The 24,329-nt window shown below is 40.8% G+C and carries 27 protein-coding genes and 1 tRNA gene; 17 read left to right on the top strand and 11 right to left on the bottom strand.

What is annotated here, in order from left to right:
• Positions 1-2 precede the first annotated feature (2 nt).
• The 4 genes from kdpA to fliS form a co-directional block, all read right to left on the bottom strand.
• The gene (kdpA, locus tag EHS11_RS04050) at positions 3-1,640 is read right to left on the bottom strand and encodes a potassium-transporting ATPase subunit KdpA (RefSeq protein WP_135763138.1); all 1,638 of its coding nucleotides are present in this window, start codon (positions 1,638-1,640) and stop codon (positions 3-5) included.
• A 79-nt stretch (positions 1,641-1,719) separates the two neighbouring features.
• Complete coding sequence (locus tag EHS11_RS04055) at positions 1,720-2,253, bottom strand: J domain-containing protein (RefSeq protein ID WP_135763139.1); 534 nt, start codon at positions 2,251-2,253, stop codon at positions 1,720-1,722.
• A complete protein-coding gene (locus EHS11_RS04060; RefSeq protein WP_135763140.1) occupies positions 2,232-2,642 on the bottom strand; it encodes a flagellar protein FlgN in 411 nt (136 codons plus the stop codon). Before EHS11_RS04060 ends, EHS11_RS04055 begins: the two co-directional genes overlap by 22 nt.
• Before the next feature lie 23 nt (positions 2,643-2,665).
• Positions 2,666-3,112, bottom strand: coding sequence for a flagellar export chaperone FliS (gene fliS, locus EHS11_RS04065; RefSeq protein WP_135763141.1), 447 nt, complete (start codon positions 3,110-3,112; stop codon positions 2,666-2,668).
• Between the two features lie 88 nt (positions 3,113-3,200).
• Between fliS and purN the strand changes: the two genes are divergently transcribed.
• The 6 genes from purN to EHS11_RS04095 are packed head-to-tail and all read left to right on the top strand — an operon-like array spanning position 3,201 to position 8,736.
• Positions 3,201-3,830 carry a phosphoribosylglycinamide formyltransferase gene (purN, locus tag EHS11_RS04070; protein WP_210413624.1) on the top strand — a complete coding sequence of 210 codons (630 nt, stop codon included), beginning with the start codon at positions 3,201-3,203 and terminating at the stop codon, positions 3,828-3,830.
• Entirely contained in the window at positions 3,827-5,368 is a 1,542-nt protein-coding gene (purH, locus tag EHS11_RS04075) for a bifunctional phosphoribosylaminoimidazolecarboxamide formyltransferase/IMP cyclohydrolase (RefSeq protein WP_135763143.1), read from the top strand. The genes purN and purH overlap by 4 nt, the downstream gene beginning before the upstream one ends.
• A gap of 2 nt (positions 5,369-5,370) precedes the next feature.
• Positions 5,371-6,135: a hypothetical protein gene (locus EHS11_RS04080; RefSeq protein WP_135763144.1), complete on the top strand. Its 765-nt coding sequence runs from the start codon at positions 5,371-5,373 to the stop codon at positions 6,133-6,135.
• A 40-nt stretch (positions 6,136-6,175) separates the two neighbouring features.
• Complete coding sequence (locus EHS11_RS04085) at positions 6,176-6,856, top strand: hypothetical protein (protein ID WP_135763145.1); 681 nt, start codon at positions 6,176-6,178, stop codon at positions 6,854-6,856.
• 41 nt (positions 6,857-6,897) lie between these two features.
• Complete coding sequence (gene fsa / locus EHS11_RS04090) at positions 6,898-7,542, top strand: fructose-6-phosphate aldolase (RefSeq protein WP_135763146.1); 645 nt, start codon at positions 6,898-6,900, stop codon at positions 7,540-7,542.
• Positions 7,543-7,587: 45 nt separating this feature from the next.
• Positions 7,588-8,736, top strand: coding sequence for a helix-turn-helix domain-containing protein (locus EHS11_RS04095; protein WP_135763147.1), 1,149 nt, complete (start codon positions 7,588-7,590; stop codon positions 8,734-8,736).
• Between the two features lie 13 nt (positions 8,737-8,749).
• Here EHS11_RS04095 and EHS11_RS04100 read toward each other — a convergent pair whose 3' ends face one another.
• Positions 8,750-9,784 carry a DUF1574 domain-containing protein gene (locus tag EHS11_RS04100; RefSeq protein WP_135763148.1) on the bottom strand — a complete coding sequence of 345 codons (1,035 nt, stop codon included), beginning with the start codon at positions 9,782-9,784 and terminating at the stop codon, positions 8,750-8,752.
• A 53-nt stretch (positions 9,785-9,837) separates the two neighbouring features.
• The gene (locus EHS11_RS04105; protein ID WP_135763149.1) at positions 9,838-10,569 is read right to left on the bottom strand and encodes a pseudouridine synthase; all 732 of its coding nucleotides are present in this window, start codon (positions 10,567-10,569) and stop codon (positions 9,838-9,840) included.
• A 50-nt stretch (positions 10,570-10,619) separates the two neighbouring features.
• On the opposite strand from EHS11_RS04105, the gene lipA reads away from it, so the two are divergent.
• Together lipA and EHS11_RS04115 are read left to right on the top strand one after the other, a co-directional pair.
• Positions 10,620-11,531 (top strand): lipoyl synthase, encoded by a 912-nt coding sequence (gene lipA, locus EHS11_RS04110; protein WP_135763150.1) that lies wholly within the window; start codon positions 10,620-10,622, stop codon positions 11,529-11,531.
• 58 nt (positions 11,532-11,589) lie between these two features.
• Complete coding sequence (locus EHS11_RS04115; protein ID WP_135763151.1) at positions 11,590-11,883, top strand: hypothetical protein; 294 nt, start codon at positions 11,590-11,592, stop codon at positions 11,881-11,883.
• A 101-nt stretch (positions 11,884-11,984) separates the two neighbouring features.
• Here the strand turns inward: EHS11_RS04115 and EHS11_RS04120 are convergent, their stop codons facing one another.
• On the bottom strand, positions 11,985-13,166 hold the full coding sequence (locus EHS11_RS04120) for a lipoprotein LipL45 (protein ID WP_135763152.1): 1,182 nt from the start codon (positions 13,164-13,166) through the stop codon (positions 11,985-11,987).
• 261 nt (positions 13,167-13,427) lie between these two features.
• Here EHS11_RS04120 and EHS11_RS04125 point away from each other — a divergent pair, with 261 nt between their 5' ends.
• Complete coding sequence (locus tag EHS11_RS04125) at positions 13,428-14,750, top strand: radical SAM protein (RefSeq protein WP_135763153.1); 1,323 nt, start codon at positions 13,428-13,430, stop codon at positions 14,748-14,750.
• 35 nt (positions 14,751-14,785) lie between these two features.
• Positions 14,786-16,864: a PP2C family protein-serine/threonine phosphatase gene (locus tag EHS11_RS04130; RefSeq protein WP_135763154.1), complete on the top strand. Its 2,079-nt coding sequence runs from the start codon at positions 14,786-14,788 to the stop codon at positions 16,862-16,864.
• On the opposite strand, the gene EHS11_RS04135 is transcribed toward EHS11_RS04130, so the two are convergent.
• The 3 genes from EHS11_RS04135 to EHS11_RS04145 all read right to left on the bottom strand — a co-directional run bounded on the left by EHS11_RS04135 (position 16,865) and on the right by EHS11_RS04145 (position 18,728).
• The gene (locus tag EHS11_RS04135) at positions 16,865-17,206 is read right to left on the bottom strand and encodes a hypothetical protein (protein ID WP_135763155.1); all 342 of its coding nucleotides are present in this window, start codon (positions 17,204-17,206) and stop codon (positions 16,865-16,867) included. It lies immediately after the preceding gene.
• A gap of 67 nt (positions 17,207-17,273) precedes the next feature.
• Complete coding sequence (locus EHS11_RS04140) at positions 17,274-17,873, bottom strand: 2-hydroxychromene-2-carboxylate isomerase (RefSeq protein WP_135763156.1); 600 nt, start codon at positions 17,871-17,873, stop codon at positions 17,274-17,276.
• 48 nt (positions 17,874-17,921) lie between these two features.
• A complete protein-coding gene (locus EHS11_RS04145) occupies positions 17,922-18,728 on the bottom strand; it encodes a PhzF family phenazine biosynthesis protein (RefSeq protein WP_135763157.1) in 807 nt (268 codons plus the stop codon).
• A 74-nt stretch (positions 18,729-18,802) separates the two neighbouring features.
• Here EHS11_RS04145 and EHS11_RS04150 point away from each other — a divergent pair, with 74 nt between their 5' ends.
• The 3 genes from EHS11_RS04150 to EHS11_RS04160 all read left to right on the top strand — a co-directional run bounded on the left by EHS11_RS04150 (position 18,803) and on the right by EHS11_RS04160 (position 20,798).
• Positions 18,803-20,206, top strand: a complete 1,404-nt coding sequence (locus EHS11_RS04150; RefSeq protein WP_135763158.1) for an aminotransferase-like domain-containing protein — start codon at positions 18,803-18,805, stop codon at positions 20,204-20,206.
• Positions 20,207-20,311: 105 nt separating this feature from the next.
• Entirely contained in the window at positions 20,312-20,488 is a 177-nt protein-coding gene (locus EHS11_RS04155) for a YegP family protein (RefSeq protein ID WP_135763159.1), read from the top strand.
• Between the two features lie 70 nt (positions 20,489-20,558).
• Positions 20,559-20,798, top strand: a complete 240-nt coding sequence (locus EHS11_RS04160; protein ID WP_135763160.1) for a hypothetical protein — start codon at positions 20,559-20,561, stop codon at positions 20,796-20,798.
• 13 nt (positions 20,799-20,811) lie between these two features.
• Here EHS11_RS04160 and EHS11_RS04165 read toward each other — a convergent pair.
• A tRNA-Phe gene (locus EHS11_RS04165) sits at positions 20,812-20,884 on the bottom strand.
• Between the two features lie 33 nt (positions 20,885-20,917).
• On the opposite strand from EHS11_RS04165, the gene EHS11_RS04170 reads away from it, so the two are divergent.
• The 4 genes from EHS11_RS04170 (at position 20,918) to EHS11_RS04180 (ending at position 23,923) form a co-directional block, all read left to right on the top strand.
• The gene (locus EHS11_RS04170) at positions 20,918-21,883 is read left to right on the top strand and encodes an alpha/beta fold hydrolase (protein ID WP_135763161.1); all 966 of its coding nucleotides are present in this window, start codon (positions 20,918-20,920) and stop codon (positions 21,881-21,883) included.
• Positions 21,884-21,889: 6 nt separating this feature from the next.
• Complete coding sequence (locus EHS11_RS19765) at positions 21,890-22,033, top strand: hypothetical protein (protein WP_167884345.1); 144 nt, start codon at positions 21,890-21,892, stop codon at positions 22,031-22,033.
• Positions 22,034-22,481: 448 nt separating this feature from the next.
• Positions 22,482-23,108, top strand: coding sequence for a dephospho-CoA kinase (gene coaE / locus EHS11_RS04175; RefSeq protein ID WP_246047580.1), 627 nt, complete (start codon positions 22,482-22,484; stop codon positions 23,106-23,108).
• The gene (locus EHS11_RS04180) at positions 23,105-23,923 is read left to right on the top strand and encodes an SPOR domain-containing protein (RefSeq protein WP_135763162.1); all 819 of its coding nucleotides are present in this window, start codon (positions 23,105-23,107) and stop codon (positions 23,921-23,923) included. Before coaE ends, EHS11_RS04180 begins: the two co-directional genes overlap by 4 nt.
• Positions 23,924-24,329: the final 406 nt, after the last annotated feature.

Consider the following 24,329-nt stretch of genomic DNA (forward strand, 5'->3'; position numbering starts at 1 on the left):
CTTTAAAATAATTTTCCATTGGAGATTAAGATTTGTTCAAGTATGGGTCCGAGTGATAGGACCGGAAAAAAAGACAAACCGGCAACGATCAAAATCACTCCCATAAGAAGTCCACCGAATAATAATGAATCAGTCCTGAAACTTCCAAGCCCCTTTTCCGTTGTCTTTTTTCTTCCCATATTTCCGGTAAGCAGAATTACAGAGGCGATCACTGAAAATCTACCGACTAACATACAAACCCCCAAAGCAAGATTGCCCCAAATCGTATCCGCACCGAAACCGGCAAAGGCAGAACCGTTGTTTCCGGAAGCGGAAGAAAAAGCGTATAATACCTGAGAGAGTGCATGAGGTCCTGTGGCCGTATAACCGGAACCAATCATCACGGTGACTGCCGATCCGATCAAAATACAGACGGTAGGAGAAAGAATCCCAACTAACACCCACTTGATATCGTAACTTTCTATTTTTTTTCCCAAATACTCGGGTGTCCTGCCGGTCATAAGACCTGATAGAAATACGGTTAATACCAAAAACAAAATCATCCCGTACATTCCGGCCCCTACCCCACCAAATATTACCTCGCCAATCATAATCTGAAAAAGCCCCACCCCGCCAGCTAACGGAGAATAACTATCGTGCATGGAATTGACGGACCCGTTTGATGCGGCGCTTGTAGCCGACAACCATAAACTCGATTCCGTCAAACTGAATCTGGTTTCCTTTCCTTCCCAAAATCCGACAGATCCCGTTTCTGAAAGAAATACTACAGCCCATCCCAAAAGTATCAGAGCCAGCATTACAAAGAACACTACCCAGGCATGACGAAAAGATCCCACTGCCTTTCCATATAAAAATACCGAAGCCGCAGGAAGGAATAAGATGGAGAACAATTCCAGGAAATTGGAAATAGGCGTCGGGTTCTCAAAAGGATGCGCACTATTGACTCCGAAAAATCCTCCACCGTTCGTTCCCAATTGTTTGATGGAAACTTGCGAGGCAGCAGGACCTAACGGAATGGATACGGGATTGCCGTCAAATCCGATAGTCTGAATGGTATCGGCAAAAGATTGAACCACTCCCTGACTGACAAGCAGAATCGCCAAAACGAAACTAAGCGGAAGCAATATAAAAAAAACAGACCGATATAAATCCTGCCAAAAGTTACCAAACTCTTGTTTTGTGGTGCTGGATATGGCTCTTCCTGCAAATGCCAATACGGAGATACCTACTCCCGCACTTAGGAAATTCTGGGGAGTAAGGCCGACTGCTTGCGAAAAATAACTCAATTGGGATTCACCTGAATATGCCTGCCAATTCGTATTTGTAATAAATGAAATGGTAGTATTCAATGCAAGATCCCAATCCATACCTGCAAGTTTAAGCGAGTTAAATGGTAATTTGTCCTGAAAACTCAAAATTAAAAACAACAGTATTCCACCTATCAGATGAAATACGATCAAACTTTTCAAATACTCTTTCGGCTTCTGATTTTCTAAATGTTCCAAACCCAGATAACGAAACACCAGCCTTTCGGACGGAAGCGACTTTGATTCCAAGATCCAGGCCATATAATACCCCGTAAAGGGAGCCGCCAAAAGTAACAGAGTGAAAAATACAAACACGTATGAAATATCATTCATACTGAAAATTCTCCTACAAAAAGGGACTCAAGTCAACGGGAGATAAATTAAGAATCGAGGAGAGTGTATTAAGATTCTATTAAGAAGGATTCTGTTTCCACCAAACGCTGAGCCTATCCAATGAAGATTTGGAATCTTTTACCCAAAGACTATTCGGATGATTTTTCACAATGTCAAGATAGATTTTACAAACAGGATCAAGTTTAGCCCGCAATTCAACGAGAGAATTATTTTTCGCTTCATCCAAATTCAAGGGAGAAAGTTTTGTTTTTTCGAAGTAGTTCAGGATTGCTTTGGTTTCTTCTTCTTTTGCTTTTTTATAAACTACAAAAATAGGATCGGATGGAATCGGATTTGATTTTTCGGATCGAACCAGATCCTTTTTTTTTTCAGCATAGATCTGCCCGAAACTTTTGTTCGATTCGAAATACTTTTTCAGATATTCATAGTTTTTTTGAAGTTCTTGAAATAAAACTTCTGAAGTAAATTCGCCTGTATCAGGATGATACTTTTTGGCAAGTTTATGGTAGTTTACTTTTAGATCGTCTTCAGTGGAAAACCGATTGAGCCCTAAAAAAGAAAGAGCCTCATCTAACAGTAATTCTTTGTCCATGAAAGCCCGGAGTTTTGTAAAAAATGGTTCTTCAACTTTCTTTTTACCCGAAACTCCCAGAGTTCTTTTTTGGCAGAATTCATTTCCTTTTCCAAAAGATTTTGCACTCTCAATTGAGTATTTCTAGCCTCATCCAATAGATGAAAAACTTTCTCTGCAAATTCGATTTCTTCTTCCGAAGCAGGATAGGAATCATTGGCTTCAAAAGCTTCCCTATCCAAAGTTTCCAGTTTTCTGATAATGGATTCGTTTTTAAACTCCAACTTTACGGCAGAATCTGCATCCCCATAAGAAAGAAGTTTTTCTTCTTCCCTGAGATTACTGAAAAGCAAACTGAGAAGTTTGTATTTTTTTTCGTAGAACGAAATGCCGGGTGCCTTCCTATTCATAATAACAAAGTCCTTGTTATAAATTAGCCGGTAATGGAAATCCCGGTGGGTCGAACGGTGGAATTTTGAGGAGAAGTAACTTCTTTTTTTTCCAATTCTTCCCAGGATGTTTTCAATTCCGTCAGAATTTTAATACATTCTTCGACGATTTGTTTGTCTTTTTTCATATTTGCCTCTAACAGACGTTTTTTGAGGTAAATATACAAAGACAAAAGGCCGTTCGCAACTTCCTTGCCTTCTTCCATATTTAAAGATAATAATAATTCAGTGATAATGTCTTGGGCTTTGATGATATGATTGTTTACCACATCATATTTGCGGGGATTCATATTGTCCATTGCAATGCCCAAAAATCGAATGGCTCCGTCAAAGAGCATCACAATCAGTTTGATCTGACTGACAGTCGATATCTCGTTCGCTTTGTACTCATTGTATCCAGAATAGGCACCGGTCTTTCTCGCAAGCGACATTTTTTTCTCCTGAATATTCCATCGGCCAAAAAGGATACTTGCTTAATGCTCCAAAGGAATATTCTTAGATTATCTCATGATAAAACTGCTGGCAACCGGATTTAGGAAAAAAGAGAAAAAGGTCTTGTTTCTAGCTTCCGGCCGGGGTTCCAACTTTGAAAACGCAGTCAAAGTCATTCGCAAAAAAAAGGCCCCCATTGCCATCCTGGGCCTCGTTACGGACAATCCTCAAGCAAAGGTCTTGGATCTTGCCCGGAGCTTTCAAATTCCTTCCTATACACTCCCCTTTGCCGATTACAAAGACAAAAAAGATTACCACAAAGATCTTCTCAAAAAAGCGCAGGATCTCGCTCCCGATCTAATCGTCGCCTGCGGATATATGCGCATTTTAAAGCCGGAATTCGTAAATTCCTTCTCGGGAAAAATCATCAATATTCACCCTTCTCTACTCCCTTCCTTTCCGGGACTTGATTCCCAAAAACAAGCAATCGATTACGGAGCGAAAATTTCAGGTTGCACTGTACATTTTGTAGAGGAAGGAGTGGACACGGGTCCCGTCATTTTACAAAGATCAGTAGAGATAGGATCGTCCTGGGGAGAAAAAGAACTTTCCCTAGCTATATTGAAAGAGGAACACAAAATCCTCCCTCTCGCCATACAGTTATTTTGCGAAAACAAACTTAGAATCAACGGAAGAAAGGTAGAAATACTAAAATGATCGAAATCAAAAGAGCTTTAGTTTCTGTGTCCGACAAATCGGGAATCACGGAAATTTGTTCCTTCTTAAGCGAGAACGGTGTGGAAATTCTCTCCACAGGCGGAACATACGATGCACTCTCCAAAGCGGGTATTCCTGTCAGAAAGGTAGACGACTTCACTGGATTTCCCGAGATCCTTCACGGGCGTGTGAAAACCCTCCATCCGAAAATCCACGGAGGATTATTGGGTGATACAACCAACCCCGACCATGTGAAACAAATGAAGGAAAACGGGATTTCCCCCATTGAACTGGTCATAGTCAATCTCTATCCGTTTGTAAAGACAGTTCAAAAACCGGACTGTAGCTTGGAAGATGCAATCGAAAACATAGACATAGGTGGACCATCTATGCTCCGTTCTGCGGCAAAAAATCACAAGAACGTCGTGGTACTTACCGACCCCAATGACTACCAACCTTTTACGGAAGAATGGAAAAAGAATCAAGGCAAGATTTCAAAAGAAACCGCATTTCAATATGCCGCCAAAGTTTTTGCAGAAACTGCTAGTTACGATACCGCTATCTCCACTTACTTCAACAAAAAACTGGATATCAAATATCCTGACAAAATTTCCTTTGCGTTTACCAAAAAACAAAAGTTACGTTACGGTGAAAATCCTCACCAAGACGCAGCCTTTTACGAACCGATTTTCACCAAATCGCAGTTTGAGGCTCTTCAGGGAAAGGAACTTTCCTTCAATAATATGTTGGATTTCGATGCGGCATTTCATGTTGCATCACTTCTTCCCAAAAATGCGGTATCGATTGTAAAACATTTGAATCCTTGCGGAATTGCCTTCGGAGATACTGTTCTCGAATCCTTTGAACTTGCCCGCAAAACAGATCCTATTTCCGCCTTCGGCGGAATCATAGGCATCCATGGAAAAGTGGAAAAGGACGCTGCGGAAGAGATCACCAAAAACTTTGTGGAAGGAGTGATCGCAGAAGGGTTTTCCCCGGAAGCATTGGAAATCTTCAGTAAAAAACCGAACATCCGTCTCATTCCGATTGCAAAATTCGACGACGCATTGGATGAACTTGACCTTCGTTCCCTGCACCACGGACTTCTCATACAAAACAGAGATTACGATTTGATCACCAAAGATAAGTTAAAGGTTGTTTCAAAAAAGAAACCTACTGACGACGATTTGGAAGGATTGATGTTTGCATGGAACTGCGTAAAATTCATCAAATCAAATGCGATCGTTTACACCGACCAAAATTCAACTTTAGGGATAGGTGCGGGACAAATGTCCAGAGTCGATTCGGTCGAGTTAGGTGCTGTGAAAGCGCAGAAAGTAGGATTGTCAGTAGTCGGATCTTATGTAGGAAGCGATGCGTTTTTTCCATTCAGAGACGGGATCGATGCCATCGCAAAAGTCGGTGCCAAAGCGATCATCCAACCGGGTGGTTCCATCAAGGATGAAGAAGTGATTCAGGCCGCAGACGAACACGGTCTGATCATGGTCTTCACCGGAATGAGGCACTTCAGACATTAAGTATGGAATTTTTTCTCTTTTTCATTTTCCTGGCTATATCAATTGCACTAACAGGTGTTTTGAGTTATTACTCGGATCTTTTGTTTTTTAGTGCAAAGGAAAATTATCATAGAGATGAAATTACAAAACCATGGGAATCCGCTTTGCAATCAGTGGTTTCATTATTTGAATCGGGAGGAAACCTGGCGATAGGAGCCTCCCTGTTTTTATTTTTTTCCCTATTCGCCTGGTTTTGGTCCCTACTCGGAGGAATCATTGGTTCCCCGCATTACACGAGCTCCTTCGGAAATTATTTTTTCCACGCACCTCTTTTGTTTTTTGGATTTTTGTTCGGGTTTCCTTTTTTCAAGGAAGGGTTCGGGCAAGTGGGATTCGGAAAAATCATCGCGGACAATGGGCGTCCCGTGCTCTCAGGGCTCGGGCTAGGAACTCTGGCTGCGAACCTCTCCATTTGGGGACTTTACCACGAATTCTTTTTTCTATTTGTACTGATCACAGGGATTCTCATCCTCTGGCCCTTGCTTTCCTACTGGAACGACCGCAAATTCTTTTCCATTTCCGTAGGACCTGAACCAAGGCATACGGAAGATTGGGGAAATAGCGATTATGACGAATTTGAAGACTACGGGAACGATTTCGCTGATACGGAAGAGTCCCCCCCTGCAAAATCCTCCCCGAAAACAAACCAAAATACCGACTGGGACGACTTCGACGGAGGATTAGGAGACGATGCCCCGAGCCTCGACGACTTTGAAGATCCGAAATAATGGGCTTTCTAAATTTATTTTTTTAGCCGATAATTTGGATATGAAGAAGTCGCATAATTTTCTCTTTTTGATTGTATTGCTTCCTGGTTTGTTATGGGCACAAGGTACCGATCAAACTGTTGCGAGCATTGACGGTTTTGCAGAAGCCTCTTGGGGAATGACATTCGAATCCATCCGGGAAAAATTTCTATCCATGGCGACTAACCCGGAATCCAAAGAACAAATCGAAATCATAAACGAAAAGAAAGATGAAAAACTTCTGATCAAAAGAAATGGAATTTTTTATCTCTACCGGTTTTACAAAACCCCGGAACTACTCAGAGAAGTCCGTCCCAAAGACAACAGAAGGGAATCCGATCCAAGCATTGACGGCCAAACAGAATACAGAGAAGCAGGAATCTTATTTTCCGTAGGGGCAATTTTCAACCTGGTCCCTTCCGAAAAAATCAAAGCAAAATTGGAAACCAAGTATGGAAAACCCAGAAAGGAAAGCTTAGGAGATGATAAAGTTTCCGGCGCGGCGATTTGGGAGTTAGTAGACCGCAGGTCTAGTCCACCAATCGGTGGTTTTGCGGTTCAGTGGCGGGAAGGCTATAAAAAGAACCCATATACCAGGCGCATTGATTATTTCTCGGCAAATATCCGTGACATCATAGCGAAGGATTATAAAGATTTCTTTAGTGTACAGGAAACAAAAACCTTGCGGGATTTAATCCCGTAAGTAGCTTGCCTTAGTGAGAGCAAAATCTCCACCGAGGCAATATGAATTTATTTTTAGACACAGCAAATATTGACGAAATCAAAAAGGTTCACGAGCTGGGCCTTTTGGATGGAATCACAACCAACCCCTCCATCATTGCAAAATCCGGTCGTAAATTCACTGAAGTTATCAAAGAGATCACAAGTATCGTAGAAGGACCAGTGAGTGCGGAAGTTCTTGCTACCGATGCCCCTACTATGATCAAAGAAGGTTTGGAACTTGCGGCGATCGCAAAAAACATCGTGGTAAAAGTTCCTTTAATTCCGGAAGGAATCAAAGCAGTCGTGGAATTTACAAAAAGAGGGATCGCAACAAACGTAACTCTTTGTTTCACTGCGAATCAGGCTCTTCTTGCTGCGAAAGCAGGCGCTACTTTTATTTCTCCCTTCGTTGGAAGATTGGATGATATAGGATACGACGGATTGGAACTCATCACAGAAATCAGAGACATTTACGACAATTACGGAATCGACACGCAAATACTTGCGGCATCTGTCAGACATCCGATTCATTTCAAAGAAGTAGCTTTGCGGGGAGCAGACTGCGTTACCCTTCCATACAACGTATTCGAGATGCTATTCAAACACCCGTTAACCGACAGTGGTCTTGCTAAATTCGTAGAAGATGCAAAAAAACTAACTTGGTAGTTTTTAGAACCAGACTGTTTTAACAGGAAGAACGTAGAGGAAAATATGATGATTCCTTCTCAGTTTCCCCCTCTTCTTCCTATCAGCATTTTCCATACTCTATTTTTCTTAGTGATGTTATTCACTAAGAAAAAGCCGAAGCTTTACGATTATATAGCAGCTGTTTGGGTTATATTTATCTGTCTTGCCTGTATTCGCCGAAGCCTTCATATCGCTTATGGTCCGGATTCGGATATATTCTTTCTAAAATTCCTGCATTACCCCCTGGCTTACGGGCCTTGCCTTTATTTGTATGTCAGAATATTAGTAAGAGGAGAATCCAAATTCAAATATAAGGACTTACTGCATTTTATTCCCTTACTGATTGTTATTTTCACTTCTGCGATTCCGAATCTATCTTTCGAATCTTTCCGCATTGATGACTTTTCTTTCACCAACGGAAACACAATATTTTTAGCTCTGTATTTCGCAATCCCATCCCTTGCCTCTCTCTCCATCTATACTTTCTTAGCACTCAAACTATTAAAAAAACATAGGGAAACAGTATACGATCATTATTCTTACGAGTCCATTGAAGTTACCGTCAGTTGGCTTACGAAACTAACAATCCTGTTTTTCGTTTTCCTCAACTTGCAGTCAGGGTTACTAGTTTATTCCAGTATCTTTCCTCCGAAATTTATCTCATATAAGATCAATGGTTCCATCATTGCAGGATACCTTTATCTATTGAGCTATTTTCTATTAAGACAAAATACAAGTTTTCCATCGCAAGAAACCTCTCCTCCCCCGACGGAAAAAAAGGAAAAATATGCAAAATCGGGACTTTCCATAGAGAAAAGAGAGGAGATCATCTCTTCCCTTTTGGAATATATGAAAAAAGAAAAACCGTTTTTGCAAAACGAATTGGATGTGGAAAGAATCGCAAAAGCGATGAACATCAGCGTAAACCACTTAAGTCAATGTTTGAACGTAGGACTTTCCAAGAATTTTTTTATGTTTATCAATGACTATCGGGTGGATGAAGTGATCGCGAGATTCCAAGATCCGAACTTTAACGATTACAATATTTTACGAATTGCTCTTGATTCCGGTTTCAACTCAAAATCATCCTTTAACTCCATATTCCGAAAAGCAACAGGATTCACTCCTATGGAATACAGGGAAAAATTAAACAAAGAAGTAGCTCTAAAGTAACGTCCCTAGTCAGTTACCGACCAGAGGGATCTGCATATCTTTCCCAAATATCTTTCATCTGGTCTACAAAACAAAATACCGATTGGTGGGAAGCATCGTTGAATAGATCACATTTGCTTTCCTCATTCATATCATAAGGGATGGCTCCGTAAGACTTGGAAAGATCCGAAACTTGTGACCACCAAACATTCTTTATATTATATTTTTCGTATTCTTTGAAGTATTTTCCGTATACTTTCGGCCAAACCACAAGCGTTTTGATACCTTTTCCTTGAGTTAGCTCCAAAAAGGCTTTCACATAGGGAAGCTGAGACTTGCCCATTTGAAAGGATCTCATATAAATAGCGCTGATCCGAACCGCGTCCTTTTCCAACTTTTCCGTAGGGTTGGCTGTCGTGGCATACATCAGATAATCGCCTTTGGTATAGTTGATCAGTTGGTATTCCTTGTTATAAAATGCCTTGTATTCTTTCAGTCGGCCGGACTTGAGCCGGGAGATAAAAAGCCCCATATTCAGCTCGATTGCACGAATGGAAAATACCTGATCCAACCAATGTTCGTATCTGTCTTTCCAGGGAACATCTTTCCATACAAAGTCTCTACATTCTTTATCGCATGCTAGGCGGAGAAAGGGAGAATTGACAAGACCCTTGGAATCGTCAAATGCTTCCGGACTCAAAGACAGAATGACAAAATCCGGCTTCACAGCTTTTTTCAAAAGATCGTCCAACCAAAAATAGGAATACATAGGGATTGCTTGCGGTCCGCTGAAATTATACAATGACCATTCTTTTTGTTTTTCTTTGGGGATGCCCATTTCCGAATAAGGATAAGAACGGGAATCTCCGAACACAACAGCGAGTTTGGTTTCTTTGATTTTAGGGTCTTGGACTAGTCTCTCTGCCAAAACACGTCTTTGGTGGTAAAATACGGAATTCCCGGCTTGTAAAAACTCCCCATGGAAAACCGGTAGGAGAAAAATTTTATCAATGACTAGTACGACAAAAAACAGAGCAACCGGATAAATTAAAAAAGGACGTGATAACAAAAAAATCTCCCTAACTATTAAATTTTAATTTTCAATCCACAGATTCAAGGATTTTACTTTCCTAAAATCTCCTTCTCCGTGACGGAAATATACTTTCCCTCTTCTAGTTTCTTTTTTTCCAAAGAAAGTCCGCCCACTCTCACCCTGAATAAATCAATGACACTCAAATCTTTGGCATGAAACATACGACGGATTTGTCTTTTTTTTCCTTCTTTCAGAATCACACGCAGATGATTCGTATTGTCCGGGTCTTTGTCCATATCAAGACCTGCGGCAGTTACCTGAAATGCACGTAATGTCTCACCGCCTTCACGAACGCCTAACCTTAGTTCTTCGGCAATACGCTTCCAATCCACTTTTTTTTGAAGTGTTACTATATATTCCTTCTCAATCTTATTGCTCGGATGAGTGACTCTTTGGATAAAATCTCCGTCGGAAGATAAAATCAAAAGTCCTCTGGAATCCAAGTCCAAACGTCCCGCATAATTGTATTTATGAAATTCTTTCGGCAATAAATCAAAGATTGTTTTCTCATGAAACTTGTCTTCATGGGAGGACAGAAAACCCACAGGTTTGTTGAATGCGATGATCTTCGGCAAGCCGTCTTCTTCGTCGATGCAAACCGTCTTTCCATCCACCAAAACCTGGTCTTTCTCCAAATCCACCCGGTAGGAGAGATCGGTAAGTGTTTTCCCATTCACTTTGACTCGTCCCGCCAAAACGATTTCTTCTACTTTGCGCCTTGCGCCTACACCGGAACGAGCTAGAAATTGATTGATTCTCATCTTTTTCCATTTTACAAACGCATGTCCCACAGAAAAAGTCTAATCGAGAGATGAACCCGCTTAAAAAAAAGCCCCGGACCAAAGAATTGAATCCGATTCCGGTCCACCCGGAATGGATGAAGGTGAAAATTTCATTCCCTACCGAGGATGACCCTGTTTCCAAGGTGCGCGGAGAGGTATCTTCCAAAAAACTAAATACAGTCTGTGAGTCCGCTTCCTGTCCCAATCTTAACCATTGTTGGAGCCGCAAAACTGCTACCTATATGCTTTCCGGCGATATCTGTACCAGACGCTGTCAATACTGCGATGTTGCTTTTGGAAAACCAATGCCTTTGGACTCGGAAGAACCGATCCGGGTGGCAGAGTCGGTTGCCGAATTGGAATTGAATCATGTGGTACTGACAGCCGTGAATCGGGATGATTTGAAAGACGGTGGATCTGAACACTTTGCCCGAACCATCCGGGAAATCAAAAGCCATAGACCAAATTGTTCCATAGAAGTATTGATTCCCGATTTTAAAGCCAAAAGAGAATCTTTGGACATTCTCTACTCTGCAAAACCGAATATCATCAACCACAATATTGAAACGGTAAAAGAGCTATTTTCAAAAATCGCTCCTCAGAAAAACTACCTTCGTTCTCTGGAAGTTCTAAAAGATATATCCGAACACGGATTTCTTACCAAAAGCGGACTCATTTTGGGTCTGGGAGAAACCAAGGAAAACGTGGAATCCTGCCTGGAAGATCTGTATGCAAACGGTGTAAGAATGCTCACCATAGGACAGTATTTACAACCAAGTCCTACCCATTTCCCTGTCCAGGAATACGTTCAACCGGATGTATTTGCTTTCTGGAAATCCTTTGCCTATAAGCTTGGGTTCAAAACAGTAGCTTCCAGTCCCTTGGTACGTTCTTCCTACCATGCGGATGAATTTGCATCAGTCTCGGAGATGGTCGGTTAGATATCTAACTCGGAACCTAATTTAAGGAAATCCAAAACCTGGCCGAAACTTGGGGTATATGAATCAAGGGCAAGGTTTGGCAGAATGGCAGGAGGAAATAGCAAAAACATTTTTTCTATCCACGTTGTACGACCTGAGCAAAATCCAAGACAAACTATCCGACTTTGAAGTGAAACAGATCATTCTTTCCGGGATGCAAAAGATACCCGATATGGAAGTGGAATGGGGAGAAACGGATCGGTTCGGTAAAAGTACTCTACTTCTCAAATACAAATCCAACCTACTTGTGATCGAAGCTACCCCTCTGATCAATACCATCCGAATTCTTTGGAATGAATTCCAAGCCCGTTAAACAAATTTTGAACTGATTGTAGATTGATTGATGAAATGATCCGGGCATAAAAAAAGCCTGGGAAAACCCCAGGCTTCTCTTCTACGTAAGGGGGAAAAGAATTAGAATTTAGATTTTTGTTGGAGGTCGTAGACTACTTCTTCTACATTGTCCATGTCAATTCTCTTGATTCCATTCTCTGTATGAACAATCAATTGACCGTTTTCTTGGTTGATGATCGCTCCGATTACAGTTTTTCCATCCACGAGTACGATCTTTTCGATTCTTTCGTAGTAGTTAACAATGTCTTTTTTGGATTTGAATTCTTTTGGCTCTGAAGCAAGAGTTTGCTCGAATTTTTTCTTCTCAGCTTCTTGTTTCTTAGCTACTTCGTTTTCAAGTGCTTGTCTTTGTTTGTCGTTTTCTTGTTTTTTGATCTCATCTAGTTTGTCAGTTTGAGCGCTATCGTTCAACTTAACGATTTGATCAGCAGTTTCTTTATCGATAGTAACAATTGTTTTGATTTCTTGTTCTTCGTTTTTAGTTAGGTTTGCAGAAGCAACAACCGGTTTCTCTTTCTCAACAGTTTTCAAAGCTTTGTTTAGATCAAGTGATTCCACTTTTTCGATCTTAGACAATTCTTCTGATTTTTTGGAAAGAGTAGATCCTTGGTTCTTTTCAAGTACAACTTCTACGTTTGCAATGGATTCTTGCAGTTTTTTAAGGTCAGCGTTTCCATTGATCTCTTCTGCAGAAAGTTTTTCAAGAGCAGGAACTCTCGGTGCGAATGCTACAGCTCCATCCACAACTTTTACTTGAGAAGGTTTGCCGTTGCCGGACTCAACGATGAATGATGTTCCACGAACACCCGCAATCGCAGTCGGTGTAATAACGGTAAAGTTGTCTTCTTTCTTAGCTTTGTTAACTTTTGCGAAAACTTTTCCGGATACCAGAGAAATTTGAGTGTCTGTAGTTCCTGCACTGTTTTGTGAAAGTTTGCTGAAATCAATTACGGATTTAGGAGAGATACGAATGCTCGATCCATCAGGGAACTGAACGTCCACCTTTCCATTATCCCCTGTGACAACATTGTCGCCAGCTTTGAGAGAAGTTCCCAATTGAGCTTTTTCCTCAGTTTGGTCAGCGTGTTGGATTTTAGAATCCCCAACTGCGAACACCACGACTGCGGCAAGTTCATTTGATTTCTTAGATGATTCGCTCACGTCAGTCTCTGGTTTCTTGCAAACTGCAAGCCCAAGAACTGCGATCAGAGCGCTGGTAATGGCTAATTTCGATGCTTTCATGTCTTCCTATCCCTTAGTGAAATTCAACTTTGCTACTTAGTAAAACAAACTGGCCGGTATCTTTTTCTCTCCGGATTTGGTTTTTTTTTGCATTTAGGAAAAAAATTTCCAAGTAACAGGCAAAATTCTATGTTTATTTGCACTTTGGCAAATCAAATTTCGATTTTCTAAGGATAAGACTGAAAAATTTACCTTTGAATGGATCATTTTCCCAGCAAAATAATCTTTGTATTAATTCGCCCGGGAAAGGATACAGAAATTATGGTTGATGTTGCCACACTCGAAAAACGCCCCCCCTCTACGATTGCTCTCTTGGAAGAAATGGAAAGAGCTTACAAGGACTTACCGATGGAAGCCATCGTCAAACAAGACATCCTACGCCAGGGGATTCATTTTTTACCGGAAGCCTTTCAAGTCATAGGCGAATACAAATCCAAAGACTATTTTATATTCTCATTTGATCATATACCTTTGGCGGACTTGAAAGACGGCGCGGATACAAAGGCCCCGGAGGAAATTAAAATCCAGGGCGGGTATTTCGACCTACTCAAAACGGTGATCTCCACTAGAAACAACCCCCACTCTCCTTATAAAATGAAATCCGTAGAAGGAATTCCTACTCTCTTCTTAGGTGATATTTCCATCGGCCAGGCGGAATACCCTCCTATCCCCAGTTGGTACAAACACAAAACAAAGAATGGAAAATTCCCCGGGGAAATAGCGCCCGTTATAGAATGGGGTTATCTGCTTTATCTTACAGTGTTCCGCAACTGCCAATACTTCGGAAAGGACGAGGAATGTGCTTATTGCGATATCAATCACAACTACCGCCAGCAAAAAGGAGCGGGACGTCCTTATACCGGAGTAAAAGACGTGGAAGATATCTTGGAAGTACTTTCCTGGGTGGATCAGGAAGACCAGGTGGCAAAAGTTTACACTATCACGGGGGGATCGGTTCTTACTTCTCTTAAGAAAAAGAATGAAGTGGATTTTTACCTGCAATACCCCGAAGCAATCGAAAAAGCTTTTCCCAAACGTTGGATGGGTAAACTGGTAGCCCAAGCTTTTGAAAAAGAAGACTGCAGGAAATTCAAAGACGCAGGCATTGAAATCTATCATCCCAATTACGAAGTTTGGGACAAACAGTTGTTTGAAAAAATTTGTCCCGGCAAAGCAAGCTGGATCGGTTGGGATACATGGATTCGCAGAGTCGTGGATTCCGCAGAAGTCTTCGGCCCGGACAAGGTAATTCCCAATTTCGTAGGCGGAGTGGAACTTTCCGAACCTTGGGGATTCAAAACGGTAAAAGAAGCGATCGATTCCACAAAACAAGGATTAGATTTTTTTATGAATAAAGGCATTGTGCCTCGTTTTACGGCATGGTGCCCGGAACCTTATACCACCTTGGGGCAACAGGCAGGCCCTCCTCTTGTTTATTTCTGCGAACTGCTCAGAGCTTGGAAAGAAACCTTCGAAAAATACAATTTGCCCACACCTCCGGGTTACGGGGAACCCGGTCCGGGAAAAGCGGTTTTTTCCGTCTCGGCATTTATGGATGTGATAGGATATTCTGGACGAAATTAGTTCGTTTTGCTACAAATGAATTCCTACGTCCGAATATGGTTAGACAAATTCAATCTTTAATCTTTGTTATCGCGTTCAGTCTGTTCGCTTTGGTAGGATGTGATGGAATTTTTATCATACCGGAAGATAATTTAGTTTTTAAAGAAGGACTGCTTGACCTTCGGACTTTTACATTTAATGAAGAATCCGTCGTCGATATCAAAGGAGATTGGGAATTCTATTATGGAGAGTTTCACTACCCGCCTTTTCACGGAGAAAAAAAACTAACCGGATATTTGAATATCCCCGATTCCTGGCAGGGGTTTGCCATAGAAGGGAAAAAATTGCCCCGCTCGGGACACGCTACACTACGCGGAACCATTCTATTAAATAAAGACACGATCGGTCAGGAGCTAAGGGTATTTATCCCGGATGTGGCATCATCCTATAGAATGTTCGCCAATGGGGTGTTACTTGGCGGACAGGGAAAGCCGGGAATCAATCAGTTTGACGACACTCCTATGATCAAATCGAAATATTATACCTTGATCCCTGACTCGGAAAGAGTCGAAATCGTATTTCATGTCGCCAATTACGAAAACAATTTCGGGGGATTCTGGGCGACACCTAGCATCGGCAACAAATACGCATTAGATCGGGAAAGAATGGTAACAATCGCAAGAGAGTTATTTCTTCTGGGAGCATTGCTGATTATAGGTTTGTATCATTGGGGTCTTTATTTTTACAGAAGAAAGGAAAAATCCATTTTCTATTTTGCATTGTTTTGTTTCTTTTTAGGGATAAGGACCGCTTTTACGGGAAACCGTTATGTTTTGGAACTTTTTCCAGAAATGCATTGGCCCACGGTATTTCGAATCGAATTTGCTTCCTATTATTTTGCCGTTCCGGTATTTTTACTTTTTATCTACCATCTGTTTCCGTTAGATGCAAATCGTAAATTCGTCAAGCTGATACTTTCCGTTTCTTTCGTATTCGGGTTGACTCTGCTTCTTCCGATTTCCTTATTTACAATCCTTCTCTATGGATTTCAATTCGTATCTTTCATTACGATCGCCTATGTGATTCGGGTGAACGCGATCGCCATTGCAAACCGACGACCCAATTCAAAATTATTTTTAGCGGGACTTCTTGCCTTTGCCTCTTCCGTCGCAGTCGACATTGTCCGTCATAGTATGAATGACAGAGGCATGGGACTCACCCCCTACGGTCTTTTGAGTTTTATCTTTTTCCAATCGTTGATTCTTTCCAGTAGGATTGCCAGTGCATTCACGCGTGCGGAAGAATTGGCGGAGAGTTTGACAATATCCAATGATTCTCTTGTGGCAATGACGGAAAACCTGGAGCTGATCGTGGAAGATCGTACATTTCGCCTGAACTCCACCTTACAAAGACTAAAGAAAGATCTGCTTTTGGCGAAAAAAATCCAACAAAAGATTTTACCGACCCAAGAGCTGTCCATTCCTCATATCAAATTTCATTTGTATTTCGAACCCCAGGAAGAAGTGGGAGGAGATTTTTACGATATCTTCGAATTGAACGAAGGCACCGTTCGTTTCTTTCTTGCGGATGCCACAGGACACGGAATCCAAGCGGCACTTTATACCATGGCAATCAAGTCGGAGTATGAATCCATCAAACGTTTTATCACAAAAACGGATGATCTGATGAATCATCTGAATCAAAAAATCCAAAACAAATTTGCAGGACTTAAAATCGTTTTTTCCTGTTTTCTTTTGGACATAGATACGAAAGAAAATAAAATCTATTATACTTCCGCAGGACATCCCGATCAGATTCTGATGGGCGCCGAGGGAGTGAAATTTCTCCCTAGGACGGGAAACATAATAGGACTTAGAAAAGAACAAGAGTATACCCAGGATACTGCCAAGTTCGGGCCGGGTGACAGATTCTTTTTATTTACAGACGGTATTTTGGAACAAAAGAACAGCAGGCGCGAAGAATTCGGCCAGGAAAGAATCTTACAAGTGTTAAAGGATCTGAAAGAAAAACCCGGAGACAGATTGATCGCCGATATGGTAATCAATCTGTTCACATTCCAAGGAAAGGTAAATCAGGAAGACGATCAAACCTTGCTTGTGATCGACTGGGTCTGATCAGTCGTAAACTTCACCAACTAACTCTGTTACTACGGGAGTAAAGAGAAATGAAATCGGAGGGAAAATAAAAGCCCACTTTGTGGTTTCCTTTTGGATCAATCGAAATTTGTTTCCTTTGTTCTTTTTCACAAACTCGGAAAACGCTTCTAAACTTTCGGGAAATTCAGCATTTCTTCTGACAGGAATGAAAATCAACAGATTCAATCCGAAGGAAGTTGTTTTTAAATAATGGTCGGGTTTTGCTTCACTGGTAGGCATTCCGTTGAACCTGGTTGCTTTTTCGCTGATAGCACAGTTGAAAACTAAAAATAAGATGGGAACGATGAGATAACGAATCATGAGGATATGCTTCGGATACAAGCTCCTAGAACAAGTTTTTTTCTTGCACATGCTCTTAGTTAAATACCTAGTTTTTCCCTGTCCCCCATTCAAAAGCATCTTCCAATCTGTCATCTCCCCAAAACATTTCCTCTTGGATAAAAAAACTGGGAGCACCGAAGATTCCTCTTTTTTGTGCCAATTCGGTTTCCTGTCTTAGCTTATCCTTGTTAGATGGCTCGACGGACGATTGCAAAATCGATCTAGGATCCGAATTTTGAACTTGTCTCAAGATCGAAATCAAAACTTCCTCTTTGGAAATATCCAAATTCAATTCGAAATTGGCACGGAAAACTTCTTGGATAAACCGAACACACCAGGATTCTTTTGCATTGGCCACGGCAACCCTTGCCGCCTGAAGCCCGTTTGCCGGGAAAATATCGGGCTTTCGGAATTTGATCTTCCATTTTTCAGCTCTTCTTTCCAAATCCCTCCACATATATCTTCCTTTAATAGGATACATATTAAAAGGAGATGTTTCCCATCCGAGGCTTTTGAAAATGGGTCCGAGTAAGATAGGCCGATAAACCACTTGCCTATCATACTGCTTTGCCAAATCGGAAATCCTCATGACAGAAAGAAAAGAATAGGTACTTCCGAAATCAAAATAGAAATCAATGGTTTTCAAATAACAAACCTCATTGAAAATAAAATCGGTTCAGTCAAAATAGTAAACCTATATTTGAACTTCCAGCTCTCCTTTCATGTATAAAACTACTTTGCCTCCGATAAGAACTCTGTTATCTTTCAGCTCCGTTGTGAAATATCCTTTTCTACTGGATAATTGTTTTGATTTCAATTTTGATTTTCCCAAACGATCGGACCAAAACGGTGTTAGTGCGCATTGTGCGGAACCGGTAGCCGGATCTTCATTGATTCCTAGTGCCGGGCCGAAGAAGCGATAAACATAATCATAATCTTTCGAAGAACTAAGAGAGGTGACAATCCAACCTCTTCCTCCTGTTTCCTTTTTCAGTGCTTCAAAATCGGGTTTGAGATTTAAAACTTCTTCCTCGGAAGAAAAAACCAAAATATGATCTTCCGAGTTCAGGTAAGCGGTGGGAACATTTCCAAATAAAAATTTCCATCTGTCTTCGTTTTCTGGCGAATTTTCCTTTAAACCATATACCGGAAAATCAAGTAACAACTGTTTGTTATTATTAAAAACTTTCAAATTCCCCGAATTCGATTCAAAGGATACGAATTCTTTCTCATAGTTCAAGATATCAAACAGAACGAATGCGGCTGCAAGAGTTGCATGACCGCAAAGATCTACCTCTGTCAGAGGAGTAAACCATCGAATCCGATATCCTTCTCCTTCCTTTACAAAGTATACTGTTTCCGATAGCTGATTTTCCAAAGCAATGGACTGCATCAAGGAAACAGGCAGCCACTCTTCCAAGGGAATCACTGCCGCAGGATTTCCGGAGAATATCCGATCCGCAAACGCATCCAGTTGATATATTTTTAAATTCTTTTTCATACTGATAAATTTAAATTGAATTGATCCATTTGTAAATATACAGTTTATCAAATCTATTCATATACAGTTATACTATGACAAAATACGAAAATCTTGCAAAATCTTTAAAAAACGACATCCAATCGGGACTTTACAAAGAATCGGAAAGGATACCTTCGCTTCGTGAAATCCAGGATTTGAAGGATTGCAGTCTGACAACAGCGAGAGAAGCGTATCGCATTCTCGAAGAGGAAGGTCTTATCGAAGCCAAACCACAGTCAGGTTATTTTGTCAGAAGGAACATCGAAGAAAAAATATCCGGACTTCAAAACAGGATTTTCGAAACCGTTTCCGCAGATGACCGCATTCAGATGATTATGCGGGACGTAATGAACCCCAAATTACTTCCCTTTGGTGCTGCCATCCCGGAAGATAAATTCCTACCTTTGTCTCAATTGATCGGTGGTTTCAAAACGGCACTTCTTTACAAGGATATGCATAAGTACGGAGACTTGGAAGGTTTTGCGGCATTGCGTGAAAAAATCGCGAGAATGTCCGGCCGTAACGGATTTCAACTTTCCATGGAAAACATTCTGATTACCAACGGATGCACAGAAAGTCTTTCCATTTCCTTACAATCTTGTACAAATCCGGGAGATACCATTCTTCTGCCTTCACCAACCTATGTGGGAATCTTTCAAATCGTAGAAACATTGAAATTAAAACTGATTGAAATTCCCTACCGGAAGGAAGTAGGACTCGATATTTCGGAAACCAAACGGCTCTGTACCAGATACAGACCCAAAGCGATCATAATCACAGCCAACTTCAATAATCCGAACGGAGTATTGCTGAGTGATAACACAAAACAAGAGTTAGCAAATATACTTCAATCGGAAAAGATAGCATTGATTGAGGACGATATGTACGGAGATTTGTATTGGGGAAAAACGAGACCAAGGCCACTCATATCTTATATGAGTTTTTCCAAAGCCGGTCCTCCTGCCTTTTTATGCAGTTCCTTTTCCAAAACGATAGCACCTGGAATCAGAATCGGATGGATCGGCTCCAGGAATTCTCTAAAAACGGTATCGAAGATTGCAAGGGCCTTTAAGATTTCACATAATTTGCCAACCCAAATTGCTGTGTTCGAGTATTTGAAAAAACATTCCTACGACAGACATTTGAATTCACTACGAAAAACGTTTGCATCCAATTTCCAAATTTGGAAAAAAATCCTACAGGAAGCAAGTAACGGTAGTTTGGAGATAGATAATCCGGAAGGAGGATTCGTTCTTTGGGGAAAAGCGAAGTCGGACACTCAAAAACTATTAATCGAAACACAAAAGAAAGGAATTATTTTTGCTCCGGGAATTTTGTTCGGAGTCTCGGACCAATGGAAGATTTTTTTTCGACTGAATCTAGCCTTGGTATGGCGAAAAGAAGTGGAACGTGCTTTGGAAGATCTGGGAAAAATTTCCATGAGAAAAAAGAATTAGATCAAAAGATATAAGACACTGACAATCGACAAAAAGGTTTTCCAAGTTTTTTATTGACTCGTGTTTTCAACTGACCGAGAGTATGTGAAACTAAAGAGGTAAAAGATGTCAGCAAAATTTGAAATTTACAAAGACAAGACCGGAGAGTACAGATTTAGATTGAAAGCCGGCAACGGAGAAGTCATCGCAACCGGAGAAGGTTATTCTTCCAAACAAGCTTGTGAAAACGGTATTGAATCCGTTAAAAAAAACGCTCCCTCCGCAGAAATCATAGAAGTATAGGAGACACTCTGCATAAGATAAAATTTAATGAAAGAAAGTTATGCAACGAAAAGCGAACAAGGAGTGATGGTTGAAATATCTAGAAACCTCTCAAATCATCCCGAGTAAGGGAATGTCCTATACTATGTACGAAATCGAAGGCGAAGATATCATATTACGGATGTTAACCTTTATTCCGGACAATGACGAGATCCATATTTATCCGAAACCGCCGGTGAAAAAATTATACAAACCGGAGCTTTGCAAAAAAGTTGAGGAAAATGAATTCCTTGGTCTTTGGTCGATGGGTGAAGAAAGAAAAAAGGGATAGAAAGAAGTGACCTTGGCCCCGGACAGAATCGAACTGCCGACACGAGGATTTTCAGTCCTCTGCTCTACCGACTGAGCTACAGGGCCTTGGCTACGACCAAAATACTAAGGAGGTCGCTAATGTCAACGATCCTTTCAATTTTTATAGTAAATCGTTCGGGATTCCGAATATTTCGGATCGGTTTCTATTACTTTTTTTTATTTTTTCTTGCCGATTGCGCCTCTCTCGTTCACAAAACCGGCCTTATGTGGGAAAGATCCAGATCAGGTCTTTCCATAAAAGAAATCACTATAGGAGAATTCAAATGGAAGTATTCCGAAGCCGGTGACAAAAATTCAGACCAAGTCCTTATCGCCATACATGGATTTGGTGGAGATAAAGACCATTGGACCAGATTTGCCAGATACATTCCGGACAAATACAGAATCATTTCTCCCGACCTACCTGGCTTCGGAGAAAACAGCAGAATCGAAGGACTTTCTTATTCGATCGAAGAACAAACAGGAAGACTCCATGAATTTGCAAAGTCGTTAGGATTGAAAAAATATCACATCATTGGCAACTCAATGGGTGGAGCCATTGCAGGAGTTTATACTGTGAAGTACCCAGAAGAAATCCTCACATTGACATTGCTTGACAATGCAGGAATCAAAAGTCCGGAACCGAGTGAAGTGATGAAAATGGTAATTTCGGGAAAACCAAATCCTCTTCTGATCAATTCAGTGGAAGATTTTGACAGATTAGTAGCATTTAGTTTTGTAAAACCTCCTTATTTGCCCGGAACATTAAAATCCTATTTCGTAGAAAGAGCGGTCTCCAACCGAAATTGGAATGAACAAATCCTTCAACAAATCAGAAAGGAAGGCTATGTTTTGGAGCCGCTTATTTCCAAAATCAAACCACCTACTTTTGTTATCTGGGGAAAGGAAGACAACATCATCCATCATAGTTGTACAATTGTTTTGGAAAAAAAATTAAAATCAAAAAAAAGGATTTTGATCCTTCCCGATGTAGGACATGCTCCTATGATCGAACAGCCGGAAGAAACCGCAAAACTTTGGATGGATTGGATAAAAGAAAACTAATTTGAGATGATTCGGATTCGACTTCCGGAGCTTTTCAATTATAAAGAATACTTTTGGTTTTTGAACCGAAATTATGATGATTGTCTTTTAAAAATCAAAGACGATACGATTTACAATTCAGTCGTGTTCGAAGGAAAACCTCTTTACTAAAAGTTTTTCACCCAAAAAAGATCTTTCAGTAAAAATACTCTCCGGCAAAACATCGGAGCTACAACTGGATCAAATTCGAATTTAGAGGATTTGAGAAACTTGCAATTTTCCTACAGAAAGGGAAAATACATTATAGACATCGCAAAATTTGCAAGCTGAGAAATCGATAAAGAAAAACTTCTGTCCTTGCCGGCTCAAGAAGAAAAACAAAAAGCCCTCACCAGTTTCAAAGGATGGGAAAGTATGAAGCTTTAGACACTTTAGTAATTTACAATTTCCTAATATATATTCACAAAACATGATTATTCTACTTCGAAGATCCCACCGCAAAGACTAGAAAGTTTCAGTTTTCGTACAAATCTCCCATTTCCATTAGCAAAATTATAAAATTTTTCATTTTATAGAAAAAAAGACTTGTACTTTCCTTCCCAAAAAATGATATAAACCCGTGAGCAAAACAGAAGGCAGAAGCTATTTGTTGGGAATTACCGGATCCATTGGTTCGGGAAAATCCACCGTATCCAAGCTGTTTTCCGAATTGGGAGCAGTTCGAATCAGTTCCGATGAAATCGCAAAACAATTCACAGATCCGAATACTCCTATCAAAAAAGAACTGGTACAAATCTTCGGGGAATCAATCTTCGATTCCAGCGGCGCTCCCATTAAATCCAAAATTGCAGACATTGCATTTTCAGAGCCTGAAAAATTACAAGCGATGAACTCGCTAATTCACCCTCTAGTCAGAAAAGAATTCCGACTTCAACTGAAAAAGATCCTTCCGGGGAACATCATCGCCTGGGAAGTTCCCCTTCTTTTCGAAACGGACGCACATACCCTTTGCGACGGAAAACTATGTGTAACAGTGTCTCCGGATGCTGCGTGGGAAAGAGTCAAGGAAAGAGGCGGAATGACCAGAGAGGATTTTGAAAAAAGAAACCTCGCGCAGATGGATTTGGAGAAAAAAAAGGCACTCTCCGATTTTGTGATTCCGAACGATAATTCTATAGAAGAGCTAAAAAAAAAAGTAAAGTCCGTGTATGAAACGATTCGAAACACGGCCAAGGATATGAGATGAAAGAGCGAGTTTTTTATGTAATCAACCTAGACAAACAAAGGATAGGCGTCTTATCCCTATTCCTATTTGCCTTATTTTTTTCTTTCTTCTTTTTAGGCGTTTCCGTCGGAAAAGGGAGATTGGAAAGCGCTCCTTCCCAAAACCTGCAGCCTAAAACCATCGTTTCCGAAAATACGGAATCAAAAACCCCCGAAGGATTACAAACGGAAGAATCCATTCCTGCGCCCAGCACACAAGAGTTGGCATTGAAAGGTTCAAAGACCAAAGAAATTGCAACAAACAGCGGTAATCTGGAAGTCCCTATGGCTGATGTGGGAAATACAACAAATCCTTATTATGCGGAATCTTCTACCGCCAAAGACGAGGAAGACGAAAGAAAAGCCCAAGTTGTGGATCTGACAAAATCTTCCCGTGTATCAAAGCAAGAAACCAAGAAAAACGAAATCCTATTGAAAAACCAAGCACCACACCGCCCTTCTCTTTCCAAAAAAGAAAAAGGGATTTCGGAAAAAGCTAAGAAAGTTTCCAAAAGAACCGAATTCGCCTCTCCTCAAGGAAAACTTTATACTGTGCAACTGGGTGCGTTCGGAACCAGAGATTCGGCTGAATCCTTCCTTTCCAAACTGATAAGCGATAACAAAGGAAAACTTTCCTCAAATCCTTTTATTATTTATAAAAACGGATACTTTGTCGTCCAAATGGGCAAAACAAACAATAAAGAAGGACTTCGCAGACAGCTATCCAAACTGATTCTCGCAGCCGATGTAAAATCCAAAGCAATGATCGTATCTTTTGTCCCTCTTTCCCGCTCTTAATCTTTAGCAAAACTCACTCCCTTGGCTTAAAGGCTTTCTAAATCAAATTTAGAAAGCCTTCTCTTTTTTTTAAAATAAAAAACCTTACCTCTATTTGGTTGGGAACCTCGAAATTTAACGATAGATATTCACATGATCGAAAACCGACTGCGCTCTTCAATCGAGTAGGAGGCGCACCGTCAGTCACACCACCGTATGTACCGATCCGGAGAACTCAGGGTCTGGGTTGGCAAAAAGGCGAACTTTTTCCAAGAATTTTCAGGAATATGCAAGTAAGGGTTGCCAAATCGATTGGAATGTGTTAGTTGGAACTCATTGGGTGGCGGGTGGTTCACCATCCCGTTACCCATAAAGTTCTTGTACGTGGTATAGCATTTAGTGATCTGTTGTTATGGAAAACGAGCAA

The organism is Leptospira ilyithenensis, from assembly GCF_004771005.1.
GTDB lineage: Bacteria > Spirochaetota > Leptospiria > Leptospirales > Leptospiraceae > Leptospira_A > Leptospira_A ilyithenensis.